This is a genomic window from Microbulbifer mixtoriginis (SeqCode) (assembly GCF_052468275.1).
On the sequence record NZ_CP174341.1, the window covers coordinates 408,497 to 422,529 of the forward strand.

6 protein-coding genes are annotated in these 14,033 nt (G+C 54.8%); 1 reads left to right on the forward strand and 5 read right to left on the reverse strand.

The annotated features are described in order from the left end of the window. Positions 1-12: 12 nt before the first annotated feature. Together ACJJIC_RS01755 and ACJJIC_RS01760 are read right to left on the reverse strand one after the other, a co-directional pair. Positions 13-588 (reverse strand): PilN domain-containing protein, encoded by a 576-nt coding sequence (locus ACJJIC_RS01755; RefSeq protein WP_444908505.1) that lies wholly within the window; start codon positions 586-588, stop codon positions 13-15. 1 nt (position 589) lies between these two features. After that, positions 590-1,666: a pilus assembly protein PilM gene (locus tag ACJJIC_RS01760; protein WP_444908504.1), complete on the reverse strand. Its 1,077-nt coding sequence runs from the start codon at positions 1,664-1,666 to the stop codon at positions 590-592. A 147-nt stretch (positions 1,667-1,813) separates the two neighbouring features. Between ACJJIC_RS01760 and ACJJIC_RS01765 the strand changes: the two genes are divergently transcribed. Then, positions 1,814-4,498 (forward strand): penicillin-binding protein 1A, encoded by a 2,685-nt coding sequence (locus tag ACJJIC_RS01765; RefSeq protein ID WP_444908503.1) that lies wholly within the window; start codon positions 1,814-1,816, stop codon positions 4,496-4,498. Positions 4,499-4,640: 142 nt separating this feature from the next. Here the strand turns inward: ACJJIC_RS01765 and ACJJIC_RS01770 are convergent, their stop codons facing one another. The 3 genes from ACJJIC_RS01770 to ACJJIC_RS01780 form a co-directional block, all read right to left on the reverse strand. Beyond that, complete coding sequence (locus tag ACJJIC_RS01770; RefSeq protein ID WP_444887788.1) at positions 4,641-5,123, reverse strand: chemotaxis protein CheW; 483 nt, start codon at positions 5,121-5,123, stop codon at positions 4,641-4,643. Positions 5,124-5,165: 42 nt separating this feature from the next. Continuing rightward, positions 5,166-11,606: a hybrid sensor histidine kinase/response regulator gene (locus ACJJIC_RS01775; RefSeq protein ID WP_445357843.1), complete on the reverse strand. Its 6,441-nt coding sequence runs from the start codon at positions 11,604-11,606 to the stop codon at positions 5,166-5,168. Between the two features lie 135 nt (positions 11,607-11,741). Next, a complete protein-coding gene (locus ACJJIC_RS01780) occupies positions 11,742-13,883 on the reverse strand; it encodes a methyl-accepting chemotaxis protein (protein WP_252084184.1) in 2,142 nt (713 codons plus the stop codon). Between the last annotated feature and the right edge of the window lie 150 nt (positions 13,884-14,033).

The following is a 14,033-nucleotide window of genomic DNA, read 5'->3' on the forward strand; positions in this document are numbered from 1 at the left end:
TTCTATATTCCTTTAGTTGGCCACGCTCTGATCTTCATCATTCGTCTTACGCCCACTTAAGTTCACCGTGAGCTGAAATGCACTGGCCTGCTCGCCAAAAGCGGGACTCGCTGTGACATCGGTAAGGTTTGGGGATTCATACCAATCTGACTGATCCAGATTACGCATAAAGGAGGAAACCCGGTTGTTCGACTCAGCAATTCCAGACACACTCAAGCCACTTCCTTTACGCTCTAAAGCCGTCAACCAAAGCCCTTCCGGAGTAGCCTGTACCAGCTCATCAAAATAACGAACGGCCAGAGGACGGTTCCCCTGGAGCGCCTGAATCACCCGCATTCGATCAATCAATTCCTGACGGCGCTTTTTCAGGTCCTTAATCTCACTTACCTGCTTATCTAGAGCATTAATCTTGACCTGCAGTATCTGATTGCGCTCATTCTGGGAAGCGACTTGCCGATCAACCGTTTTCATCCAAAGAAAAACCGACGCCGCAGCAGCAATAATCACCAGCACTAATACTTGCTGAAATTCTTTCTGCTTTTGTGCGCGATATTCCTGGCGCCAGGGGAGTAGATTAATCTTGGCCATCTCAGTACTCCTTCTCCCGCATGGCGAGCCCTGCCGCGATCATCAGCCCCGGAGCCTCTTTGGTTAATATCTGTTGGTTTACCCGAGAAGAGGTGGTCATTTTGTAAAAGGGATTGGCAATCACTGTGGGTTTGCCCAGTTTTTCACCGACCAAATCAGACAAACCTTCCATTGCGGCAACCCCACCACTGAGCAATATGTAATCCACATCGCTGTAGGAAGTCGAAGAATAAAAGAACTGCAGCGCGCGGGTGACTTGCTGAATCACCGCATCCCGAAACGGCTCCAGAACCTCGGCATAATAGTCATCGGGCAATCCGCTGCCACCCTGGTGCTTCGCCAGAGAGGCCTCTTCGGCGGAGAGGCCGTAGCGCCGCTGAATCTCATCGGTGAGCTGCCGGCCACCGAATAGCTGCTCCCGTGTATAAACTGTCTTGCCATCAACTAGTACAGACAGTGCACTCATAGTCGCACCGATATCCACTACCGCAACAACTAACTGCTCTTGGGGAGGAAACTGATCTTCCAGTAGAGTGTAAGTGCGCTCAATAGCGTAAGCTTCCACATCCACGACACCCGCCTCCAACTCAGCCTCACCGAGGGCGGAAACCCGCTGTTCGATATTTTCGCTGCGGCAAGCTGCCAGTAACACTTCCACCTGGTCATCCCCTCTTTCGGATGGCCCCTGTACCTCAAAATCGAGACTAACTTCTTCGAGGGGATAAGGAATGTACTGATCCGCTTCCAAGGCAATACGCGCTTCCAGATCCTCATCGGAGAGATCAGCGGGCATTTCCAGGGTCTTAGTGATCACTGCGGAGCCGGATACGGCGACAGCCGCACGGCGCAGTCGGGTTTTGGAGCGGCGCACTACCTTGCGAATAGCTTCCGCCGTGGCGCCAACATCATTGATGTTCTTATCCACTACCGCATTCGGCGGTAGGGGTTCCACGGCGTAACTTTCGACCCGATATTTGTCACCATTGCGACTTAGCTCCAGCAACTTTACTGCGGTCGAGCTAATATCGAGTCCCAACATGGCCTTCGGGCCTTTATCCAGAAAAGGGAAAATCCCCATTTTTCTTATCTTTTCCGTGGGTTATGAAAGTTTGATGTTATAGCACTTTAAATTACCGCTTCAACCGGCATTTGCATAGGTAATAGCGCACAATATTCGTATAATTATTCACCGAATCACTCAAATGAAGTACACAGAAGCAGTTTCATGACAGTAAAAGCCCGAAATCGTCTACTAGCGCTGCTCTGGCTCTGTCTCGCCGGAGCAGCCGGCGCAGCCATGGTTTTCGCCAGCATTTACCTCTACCTGAAACCCGGGCTGCCCTCAGTCGAAAGCCTGCGGGATATTCGCCTACAGACCCCTCTGCGCGTCTATACACAAGACATGAAACTGATAGGCGAGTTTGGCGAGAAACGCCGTAACCCTATCACCATCGAACAAACGCCAGAACCATTTATCAAGGCAATACTGGCAGCAGAGGACGCGAGCTTCTACTCACACAGTGGGGTTTCGATTAAGGGTTTGATGCGGGCAGCCTCGCAGCTGGTGCAGACCGGCTCAATTCAGTCTGGTGGTAGTACCTTAACCATGCAGGTGGCGCGCAATTTCTTCCTGAGCCGTGAGCAGCGTTTTATCCGCAAGTTCAATGAGATTCTCTTATCACTGCAAATTGAGCGCGAACTCAGTAAAGATGAGATTCTGGAACTCTATATCAACAAAATATTCCTGGGTAACCGCGCCTATGGCTTTCAAGCTGCCGCACATGTTTACTACGGTCGCGACATCAAGGACCTGAGCATGGCGCAATGGGCAATGATGGCGGGGTTGCCCAAGGCCCCCTCCACCTTCAACCCCATCGCCAACCCCACTCGGGCCCTGGTGCGCCGCAACTGGATCTTGAAGCGCATGCTCGACCTGGGATATATCGATCAGGATGAGTACAAGCACTCCATTACCGCACCGGTGACCGCCAGCTACCACAGCCGCGATCTGGATCTGGATGCCCCCTATATCGCCGAAATGGCGCGCAAAGAAGCTGTTGAGCTTTTTGGCGACAGTGCCTACACCGATGGCTATCAGGTCATCACCACGGTCAACAGCCGCCTGCAGGACCAGGCGCGCAGGGCACTGCAACACGGCCTCGAAACCTATGATTCTCGCCACGGTTATCGTGGCCCGGAGCAGCGACTGCCACCGGAACTGCTGCATGACAGTGACCAACTGATTGATCTGCTCAATGAAATCCCTGTGCTAGGTGGGCTTGAGCCTGGGGTAGTCACTGCGGTGGAGCCAAAGCTGTTGCAAGTACAGCTGCGCGACCGCCGTGTGGTCGAGGTTCCCTGGGAGAATGGGCTCGATTCCATTCGTCCCTATATTACTGAAAGTTCACGAGGGCCACGCTTACAGTCTGCTGAGAAGATGTTTGCACCTGGTGATGTGGTGCGCCTGCGCCGCATTGAGATTAAGCACACTGAGGTTATCGGCTCCCAGGGCGAACCTACCAGCGCAGGTGGGGCAGCCCAACTTGCTAGCGCCTTTGAAGACACACCCAACCCCGATCCATTTGCAGAGCCCGAAGAAGTTTCTTCCAGCCCCCTGGAGCCACAAATTACTGAGGAATGGGAGCTAACCCAAGTGCCATCGGCCCAGGGAGCCCTAGTCTCCATTGATCCCCAAGACGGCGCCATACGCGCCTTAGTCGGTGGTTATGACTTCCGCCAGAGCCACTTCAATCGCGTCACACAGGCGGCGCGACAACCGGGCTCCAGTTTCAAGCCATTTATCTACGCTTCGGCTATCGAGCGCGGCTATACCGCCGCCAGTGTGATTAACGATGCCCCAATAATCTTCGAGGAAACCAACCTGCAGGACGTGTGGCGCCCGGAGAATGATGGTGGCACCTTCCTTGGCCCCACCCGCTTGCGTATGGCTCTGTATAAGTCACGTAACATGGTCTCCATTCGCCTGCTGCAGGCACTGGGGCTCGATTACGCCCTCGGCTTTGTCGAGGGCTTCGGCTTTGACCGCAGCAAATTGGCGCGCAACCTCACCATCGCACTGGGCAGCTCGGCCTTGACGCCCCTGGAAATGGTGCGTGGCTATGCAGCTTTCGCCAATGGTGGCTATCGAGTGGAACCCTATCTTGTTGACCGGGTTTTAGATGTAAATGGCGAAACCCTCTACCAGGCCCTACCACTCACTGTGTGCAATGACTGTCCTGAGCCTGGCAGTGAGTCCCAAGGATTCAATAATCAGGAGCCACTCGACCTAGCGGCAATTCAACCCGGTGAAGAGGGCCCGGACCAAGGCAAAGAGCCTCCCGAGCTGAAAGTACTCCCGGTTGGCCCACTGGATTCATCCAAGCCCCAGGCACGCCCCCTGGCACCGCGCGCCATGACCCCGGAGACGGCTTACATCATGGATTCCATTCTCAAGGATGTGATCAAAAAAGGCACCGGCCGACGCGCCCTCGCTATGAAGCGCGGTGATATTGCTGGCAAGACGGGAACAACCAACGGCCCGCGCGACGCATGGTTCTCAGGTTATAGCCCCTACCTAGCCACCAGTGCTTGGGTCGGTTTCGACTCTTACGGCGAACTCGGTAAAAATGAGTACGGTGGCTCTGCGGCACTGCCTATCTGGATAGATTTTATGAGTACTGCCCTGGAGGGCTTGCCCGAGCGTCACCTGCCCCAGCCAGACAGCATAACGACCGTGCGTATCAACCCCAAGAACGGCCTACGTACCTCCTATGGCGGCATGTTTGAGATCTTCCGCACCAATAGGGTACCCGGGCGCGAGGCCTACAACCCCTATCGCACCAGATACTCCGACGATGAGATGCCAGGCCGGGACCGATCGAGTGAGCCACCACCCGAAGAGCTTTTCTAAGATACGGCATCCCTGCCATAAGCCCACTTAATGAGTGGGCATACCAATAAAAGAAAAGGGGCCCATGGCCCCTTTTCTTTTATTGATTATTGTTTTCTCTCTTATCACCTGTCATACAAGAGACATCCGCGCTATTACGCCACTATTCTGACTCTCTATACCTAAGGCAGGCACGCTCTACGCTCTGCAGATCGGGAATGACGGCCTCTTCACCTAAAAGTGCCACGTGCATTAGCTCCCCTGGGCTCAGGGTTTGCTCCCGTAGCACTAGTTCTTCCTGGGTCACCCTTACTAAACGCGGTGTCCCCTGCAATATAAGAGCAAAATAGGGCAGGTCTCCATCTGGGTTTCCGCTACTCAGCACCGCGATACGAGCATTATCTGAGGTTCCGCCCAGTGCTTCGCCACGCATCACATCAAAAGACAACAGCGGCAGGCGTTGCTCACGCCAAATGAGGTCCCCCAGATACCACTCAGGCACATCGTATACTGCCATAGGTACCTGCATAGCGATCACCTCGGAAAGGCTTTCTACAGGAACCAACATCTGGCCCTGTTGTAGCGGCAACAGCAGGCTGCTCACCTCCTGGGGAACATCTAGCGGCAGCGCTTCAACTTCACTCATTGCCTACCTCTTGCATGCAATATTTCATTTCTTGGTATTCGCTCAACTGCCAACGGCCGAAGTGCCGGCATATTCTCGAATAGCCTCCAGCAATACGTCTTCCTGGTAGGGCTTACCCAGGTAGTGATTGACTCCGAGAGACATAGCGTGATCACGGTGCTTACTACCGGTACGGGAAGTAATCATCACGATGGGGATATCTCGCAAGCGACTACTGGAGCGAATATGCCGCGCCACTTCGAAGCCATCCATACGGGGCATCTCGATATCCAGAAGTATCAGATCTGGAACCTTATCTTGCAGCTGAATCACCGCATCCTGACCATCTTTGGCGGTACTGACCAGATACCCCTCGCGCTCCAGGAAGCGTGTGGTTACCTTGCGTACCGTTACGGAATCGTCCACCACCATTACAGTCTGCTGGCGTTCTTCTCGCTCGGGCTGCTCTTCTACCTGTAACTGCAGCTGTTGGATATCCGGGCGTGCTAACTGGGTTGCCTGACGCCGCAGCAGGGCATGGGCATCGAGAATCACCACCACACTGCCATCACCAGTTACCGTTGCCCCAGAAACTCCTTGTACCCCAGAAAACTGTGGACCAAGACTCTTCACAACAATCTCGCGGCTGCCGCGGATAGCATCCACTTGCAGGGCCATAGCGTGACCCTCGGAGCGCACTAACAATACTGGTAATTGCATATCATCAACACTGAGCTTCGGTTGGGCACCAGACTTCAGCAGGGTGCCAAAATAGTTCACCTCATACAGCTCGCCTGCATATTCAAAGCGGGCATCGCTAGAGCGGTAGTAATGCTCCAGCTCAAAGGGGCTCAGGCGTACGATACCTTCAATAGTGTTGAGCGGCAGAGCAAACAGGTCTTCGCCAATCTTCACCATCAGTGCGCGGTTGACCGATACTGTAAACGGCAGGCGCACTACAAATTCCGTGCCGGCACCCGCCTCGGAATTGATATGCACGCTGCCACCGATCTGTTTGAGTTCGGCGGAAACCACGTCCATACCGACCCCACGGCCGGAAATTTGGGTAACTTTTTCCGCAGTGGTAAAACCTGCCTGGAGAATAAACTGCAATATCTCGCTATTGGAGAGCTCCGCATCCGGGCGCATCAGGCCATTTTCCACAGCCTTTTCTCGCACGCGGATCAGGTTCACCCCTGCTCCATCGTCGCGAATGGTCAGCACCACCTCACTGCCTTCTCGAGCCAGAGCCACATCGATGCGACCGCGTTCGGCCTTGCCTGCCGCGCGGCGTGCATCAGGCATTTCAATGCCGTGGTCTACCGCGTTGCGCAGCATATGCTCCAGAGGTGCCACCATACGTTCCAGCATGGACCTGTCCAGTTCCCCCTCGACGTTGGAGAACACCAGCTCCACCTGTTTTCCGAGCTCCGCACTCACCTGGCGCACAATACGACGCAGCCTGGGCACCAAGCGTGAGAAAGGTACCATGCGACTGCGCATCAACCCCTCTTGCAACTCGGTATTAACACGGGATTGCTGCAGCAACAGTGTCTCGGTATCGCGGGCTTTGTTATCCAGGGTGGAGCGCAGCTCCATCAAGTCAGAAGTGGACTCAAGCAGGGAGCGGGACAGCTGCTGAATAGATGAGTAGCGGTCCATCTCTAGCGGGTCAAAATCACCATCCTGCTCAGCCAGCTGCTCCTGGCGGAACAAGATTTGTGCCTCGGTCTCACGATCCAGACGACGCAGCTGCTCATTGAGACGCAACAGGGTTGAATCCATCTCATCGAGGGCCAGACCAAACTCGCTCATCTGCTCTTCGAGACGGCCTCGGGAGATTGCGGTTTCACCAGCGAGGTTCACCAGCTCTTCCAAAAGCTCAGCGGCAACCCGAACCATTTCCTGTGGTTGGTTCCTGGTGGGAGCCGCCACCTCATTTTCCACACCCTCGGGCTTGCGGATAAATGGCAGAACATTGCCGGCATCAGAAGATTGTACTGGCTGCGGCAATGACCCAGAGGGCTCTAGTCGCTGCTCAGATTCAGGACGCTCCTCGCTTTCTGCGGACAGTGGCTCCCGTTTATCGACAATGATGGACTCATCAGCAACAGTCACAAGCTCAGCATCAACACTTGGAGGTACTTCCTCCGTGATAGCTTGAGTGACAGGGTCAGACACATTGCCAAGCGGGTTTTGAATGTCAGCCCAATCGGTAGTGGTCAGTTGAACAAAGGCCTCCAACTGCTCACCTGCCATCCAGGCGCGAACGGTTTCTACTCCCTCGGCAATACGGTCATGTGTGAAATGCGCCTCGCTAAAGAATTGTGCGGAGGGTTTCACAATATCGCGCATGCCCTCAATCGCTGTTTCAAAGCGGTGAGCAACTTCACCAAGCCCCATAAGGCCGGCCATGCGGGCACCGCCCTTGAAGGTATGCAGCACCCGTTTGAGCGCCTCAGCCTGCTCACCACTCTCTGGTGTGTCTTCCCAAGCCTGGATCAGCTCTTCCAGCTCGTCGGTAAGATCGCCAGCCTCCTCCATAAAGACATCGACCACATCGGGATCAATATCCGCCAACAGGCGCTGTTGTTCGGCAATACTCAGCCCAGCTTGTGACTCTGATACCACTTCCACAGTAGGCGCTTGGTGAACAGGCTCCACAGCCTCAATAGCAGGCTCTACTGCACTCTGTTCAGATTCAGCTGTCTTGTCAGCGCAGATGTCTGTAGTCTCGGCCACCTCGAACAGTGCGTCATAGAGGTCATCCAAGACTGGCTCGGGTGAGACGTCCACGGATTCCACAGCGCTCTTGTCTACCATCTCCACCATTGGAGCATCGACAGTTTCAACTTCCGTTGATTGCGCGGACTCTAACTCTACCTCAGGCAAAGTCGCAGAAACGGACTCAGCGGTGGGGGCAAAAATCGACTCCAGTACGGAGGCTTGCACCTCGTCGACGGAAACTGAGTGCTCTTCAATATTTTCAGTTTCTAGATCAGAAACCTCTGCAGCCTCTCCAACTTCAGGGTCGAGAGTTTGTGCCTCGATACCCAATTCGCTCAGGTCGTAGTCATCCTCTGGTACATCTTCGCTCACTTCGCCTTCGGCCAGATAGCGCAAGGCTTCCTCTACCGCCTCACTAACCTCAGGTAAGTCCTGGGCAGCGGCGACAGCATCCACTAGATCGAGTAACTCGTTGTGCCCCTGTTCAAGGGAAGCCCACAAGGCGGGTTCTTCCTCTAGCTGATCGGCCAATACTTTGCGATAAACCTCCAGCAGTAACTGTGCCAGCTCTGCCAGGGTCGGTAGCTGAGCGCGGCTGGCGGCCTCCTGCAGGGTATTGAGCTCTTCGGCAACTTCACTCACCTGAGATTTATCGGCAGGGTTTGCACGCCACTGATTGAGCATCTGATCCGCATCCAGCAGGACACGCATACCGTCTGCCATCAACACTTCAAGAAGTTGAGGATCTACTGCTCTGGGCTCATTCGCTTCGCGCTCGCGGATCAGGTGACCTACGGAACGTTCCTGCAACTCGGCAACACGGGCAAGGAATTGCTCGGCCCTCTCAACCTCAATGGGCTCTGCAGCGCGGATCTGTGCCAAAACCTGACGCACGTAATTTGCGCCATCGCCAATCAGCTCGAAGATATCCGCATCGATGGGCACCTGGTAAATACGCAGCTCTTTGGCGAAGCGCTCCAGAGGCGCCATCATTTCGGCCACCACCTTGACCTCTGCCATATGGGCAGAGCCCTTCAGGGTATGCAGGGCTCGGTGCAGGGGGTCGCTGGGTACACCGTAAACCGGAGCCGCAGCACGCATGTCTGCAAGGTAGTCATCAACGACACCCAGATGGGTATCGGCCTCTTGGGCAAAGATCTCCCACAACTGTGCCCGCTCGTCGCTGCATTCTTCTTCCTCAACGATTGCAGTAGCTGCGGTATTGGCATCTTCGACCAGCAGTTCCGAGGGGATATGCCCCTGGCTGAGCTGCTCCGCCCAGGCTTGTAACTGCAGGGTAAGGGATTTGTCCGGATCGCTCTTGTGGAGACGGAATGCCTCGATCATCGATGGCAGCTTCTGATATACCCGCTCAATTAACAGCACATGGGCGCGCTCAGGCTTTATGCTGTCATCGATTACCCGATTAAGCATATTTTCCACGGACCAGGCCAACTCACCGATATCCAGCGCCTCGACCATACGGCCGGAGCCTTTCAGGGTATGGAAGCCACGGCGGAACTCCACCAGGGCGTCTGAGTTGGCAAAATTAGCGGCCCATTCCGGAAAATAATTGCCGATATGCGCGAGTACTTCGCTGGCTTCTTCGAGGAAAATTTCGATGATCTCATCATCGATCAAGCTCTCGCTATCATCGACTAACTCTTGCGATTCGCTCTCAACAGGCTCTGAGGTTGACCCAGTTTCTGCAAGCGGTTCCACTTCGTTAGGTGACGACTCATCTTCGCTGCCTGCTGCCACAGCTACAGAAATTTCTTCTTCTGCAGCTACCGCCGGGGCCTCGGAAAGAGTCTCAGGCTCGACAGTACTTTCAACTGTTGAGAACCAGTTGTCTTCATACTCGTTAGCTTCTTCCGCAGCAGGGGCTTCCACTTGCTGCAGATCCAGTGTTTTCTCCACTGGCTGTTCAACATTAGGTACGGATTCGGTCTCAGGCTCAGCCGGTGCAGAGACAACATTGAGAAGTTGCTCTTCACGATAATCTTTGTCGGTGTCTGCGCTATCGAAAAACTCCGGTGAAAATAACTCAAGTCCAGCGTTGTCCTCTTCACTCACCGCGCTTTCGTGGACGGACTCAGCCTCCTCCGCAGATACCTCAGCATCAGTAAAGGAAATGCCAAGGTTCGCGACACTGTCTTCCGCCAGAGCCAGCAACATCTCGGTATCATCCAGGCCTTCAACTCGGCGTTCCAGATAGTATTCGACACTGGTTATCGCGTCGGCCAGGGTATCGAGCATTCGCCATTCCGGCTGCTCTGCCCGGTCGATCAGTGCATCGCTGATAAAGCGATTACAAGCGGCAATAATTTTGCTCGCACGCTGGTAGCCCACCATTTCAAGGCCACCACATACCTCTTGCAGGCGCTGGGGTACGCGGCTTAGATAGCTGATATCCCAGTGGCTGGCCACATACTCCATGACCGCCTCTTTAACCGCCTCCAGGCCCAGGCGCGCTTCGCGCAGCACCGAATCTGTAGCATCCCCCATAATCGGCTGTTCGTTATCACCGCGCTTATTGCGGTCGACAGCAGCCGATAGGGCTGAGTCAAGCTGCACCAGCTCACCTGCGGCGCGCATCAGGTACTCTTCGACATCAGTGCCGCGCGAAGCATCGCGTAGGTACTCATAAATGCCGCGGGCACGACCTCTCGGCGCTTCGAGACCCAAAACGCCGAGGGTGTCTGCAATCCGCTTGGCGATAGCAGCAGTCTCACTGAGGGGAGGAAGTTCGGAGGCTGCGCCACTGGGTTCTAGCGCCTCACGCACCAGCTGCAACTCTTCACGCAGTGCAGTTATTGCAGTACCCAATGCTTCAGGCCCCATGGCCAAGACATCTTCTGTATCTGGGCGGGGCGTGCCCGGCACTGCCCTACCCAGGGCAAAGCGTTGGTACAGTTCCTGGCAACGGCTACCATTTGGACCGGCCAGATAAACGTAGAAGAGTAGGTTGCTCAGGAAGTCTGCATCCAGCTCGGCATCCAGTACTCTGGCACCGCGACCCTGCAGCAGGCGGAACTCTACATCGACCCGGCGCAGCAGATGGCGCAATGCTGGTTGCACATTGATACGGTGCTCTGCCAGGGCTTCCAGGATACCCAGTAATACTTCCCACAGAGACTGCCGCCGACTACCGCTGTAGAGCAGCTGCAACTTCTCGACAATTTTCACCAGGTAAGAGAGGCTCTCACCACTGTTTACATCGCGGATTAGCCCTGCTGCGGCAACGTGATACATCTTGCGCAACTTGCCCACCAGCTCCTGCAAGCGCACATTGTCTGCAGTCAAAGGTTGGCGCTTTCCGGTGATGCGATTCGATGAAGTGAGGTCCGGGGAAAAGAGTGCGCCCTCGGTAATCAGGCGCTCGCGGCGCACCGCGCGTAAATCATTGAGGAGGGGCAGCAACAGCACCGCATTATCACGGCGCTGAAAAGAAACCTTCTCTAAATAGAGAGGTAATTCCAGCAGGGCGCGCATCATAAATTCGCGCGTCTCATCGGTATTTTCAACGGTGCCACCGGCCAGTGACTGAAGCAATTGCTCCATTTCTTCAGCCAGCATCGCCGCACCATTGAGTTGCGCCATATGCAGGCTACCGTGTACCTGGTGCACCAGGGACAAGCTGTTCTGCAGCAGGGTCTCACCGGCTTGCGGATCCGTTGCGAAAGTCTCGAGGAACTGGCGTGCCTGTGCCAGAGTCTCGTTAATTTCGCCTATCAGCCAGTCCAGGGCCATGAAGTTCGGATTGTCGTGACTCACGCCAAGTCCCCAATAATTCATTCTCTATGCAGGCGCTCTACCCGAAGCGATCCAGGGTTCGCAATCTTGCGGAAATTGCTCCGTGCGCCCTCTCCGCCCGGCAGCCAACGAAGGCGCCGGGCTTTATTTTGTGGGTTAGGCCAGAGCCCGGTCTTCACGGGACTCCAAGGAGTTGCTTTCCTCACTGTCGAGCGTGAAAGTTTCCGCATCCATCTCCGGCAACTCCACGTCGTACATTTCACTATTGGTTTCCACGCTCTCCTCTTGCGGCAGTTTGAAGCCGGCAACAGATTCACGCAGGGCGCTGGCGGTCTGCGCCAGATTACCAATAGACTGAGCAGTCGCCTGTGTACCGGCAGAGGTCTGCGAAGTAATCTCCTGAATCACGTTCATGGTGTTGGAGATGTGGCCAGCAGAGGAAGCCTGCTGGCGGGCGGCGTTGGAGATGTTTTGAATCAAAGAGGCCAAGTTGCTGGATACATTCTCGATCTCTTCCAGCGCAACACCGGCGTCCTGTGCCAAACGTGCACCACGTACCACCTCTGTGGTGGTCTGCTCCATGGAGATTACCGCCTCGTTGGTGTCAGACTGAATCGCTTTTACCAGGCCTTCAATCTGTTTGGTTGCCGCGGCAGAGCGTTCCGCCAGTCGCTGAACCTCGTCCGCAACCACGGCAAAGCCTCGACCGGCGTCACCCGCCATGCTCGCCTGAATGGCAGCATTCAGTGCGAGGATGTTGGTCTGGTCGGCAATGTCATTAATCAGACTTACGATATCGCCGATCTCCTGGGAAGATTCACCCAGGCGCTTGATCCGCTTGGAGGTGTCCTGAATCTGCTCCCGGATATTATCCATGCCCTTAATGGTGTTCTGTACCACTTTGGAACCATTGCTGGCGATCTGTACCGAGCGCTCGGCAACCTGAGCAGATTCGGAGGCGTTAGCAGATACTTGGTCAATGGTGACCGCCATTTCGTTCACCGCGGCAGAGGCCCCGGCAATCTCCTGAGCCTGATGCTCGGAAGCCTCGGCAAGATGCAGAGCTGTCTGCTGGGTTTCTTGAGAAAGCCCGGATACTTCCTGTGCGGTGCCGTTAATTCGAGATACCAGCACACGCAACTGGTCGATGGTGAAGTTGATAGAGTCTGCAATCGCACCGGTAAAGGCCTCGGTTACCGTTGCGGAGGTGGTCAAGTCACCATCGGCGAGATCAGCAAGCTCATCCAGCAGCTGCATAATCGCCTGCTGGTTGCGCTCATTGGTCTCGGCTTCTTCCATCAGGCTGCGGCGGGTACCGGAGAAGGCCATTCCCATCATGGCAAAAATTAACAGCACGAATGCTGCAGCCAAAATGGTAATAGTCATATTGTTTGGCTGACGTTCATCGGCCAGGTTCACAATACGGTCGTTCAGAGTACTGAGAGCCTCAAGCAGCTGTGGCGAGGATGCAATAATGCCGTTGGTTGCCTGACGTGATGCAAACAGTGCCGGGGTTGCTTCGAAGATCTCGCGAACAGACGAACTTACAAATTCAAACAGTTCGGTAATTTCATCGAGCGAGCGGCGCGCTTCCTCATCGGTAATGCGGGAGATACCCATCACTACATCACCGCTCTTCATGCCATCTACCACTTTACCGAACAAGCTAGCATCGGTATTAAACTGGTCGGCTGCGCCTTCGGCATCGTCATCACCCTGCAGCATCTTGTCGATGTTTCGACCGATTCGCTCAGCCCGCCATACCTGTAACTGAGCCTGTTCAACCTGATTAGCGGGGGCATTATTAGCTAGCAGAATTTCCACAATATTGTTGTGCTCAGCCTGCAATTCCGGCAGGGAGTCACTCAAAGTGGTGGCAACATCGTTCAGGAAGATAATCGTTTCTTTGTTACCGGTAATCGTTTCTACCTGCTCGCGCAACTTACGCCAAACGGTACCGTAAGTCGCTAGCTCAGCGTCCAGCGCCCTGCGGCTGCCTTTATCCATTCCCTGCAGCTGATTCCAGGCGTTAGCCATCTGCCCGGAAACTTTTTCCAGCTCGGCAAACGCTTCGTCGTCTCCGGAAGTGGCCGCCGGTGCATAGGAGACCAGCTGATAGGAAAGTGCTCGAAGTTCAGCAACTTGCTGTAGGTACTCTTTATCGCGATCACTGCGGGTCTGCACCAAATAGATACTGACAATCAGCCCCGCCAGTACGGCGAGTACCAGCAGACCCAAACCCAGCGCAGCAGGGTTACTGCGAAACGCGGAAAAGGAGCTCTGGGAGCCTGTTTTCATAGTTTACTCCTAGCGGGCCCAAGCATTAGGCCGGTTTAATACCACTGAATATTTAACGCTTTAATGACAATGGCCCTCAGCCAGTGCGAATATCCCTGCACCGCTTTAGGGTCCCCCCAACATCTCAAAAGCTGCGAGATGCCGAAAATT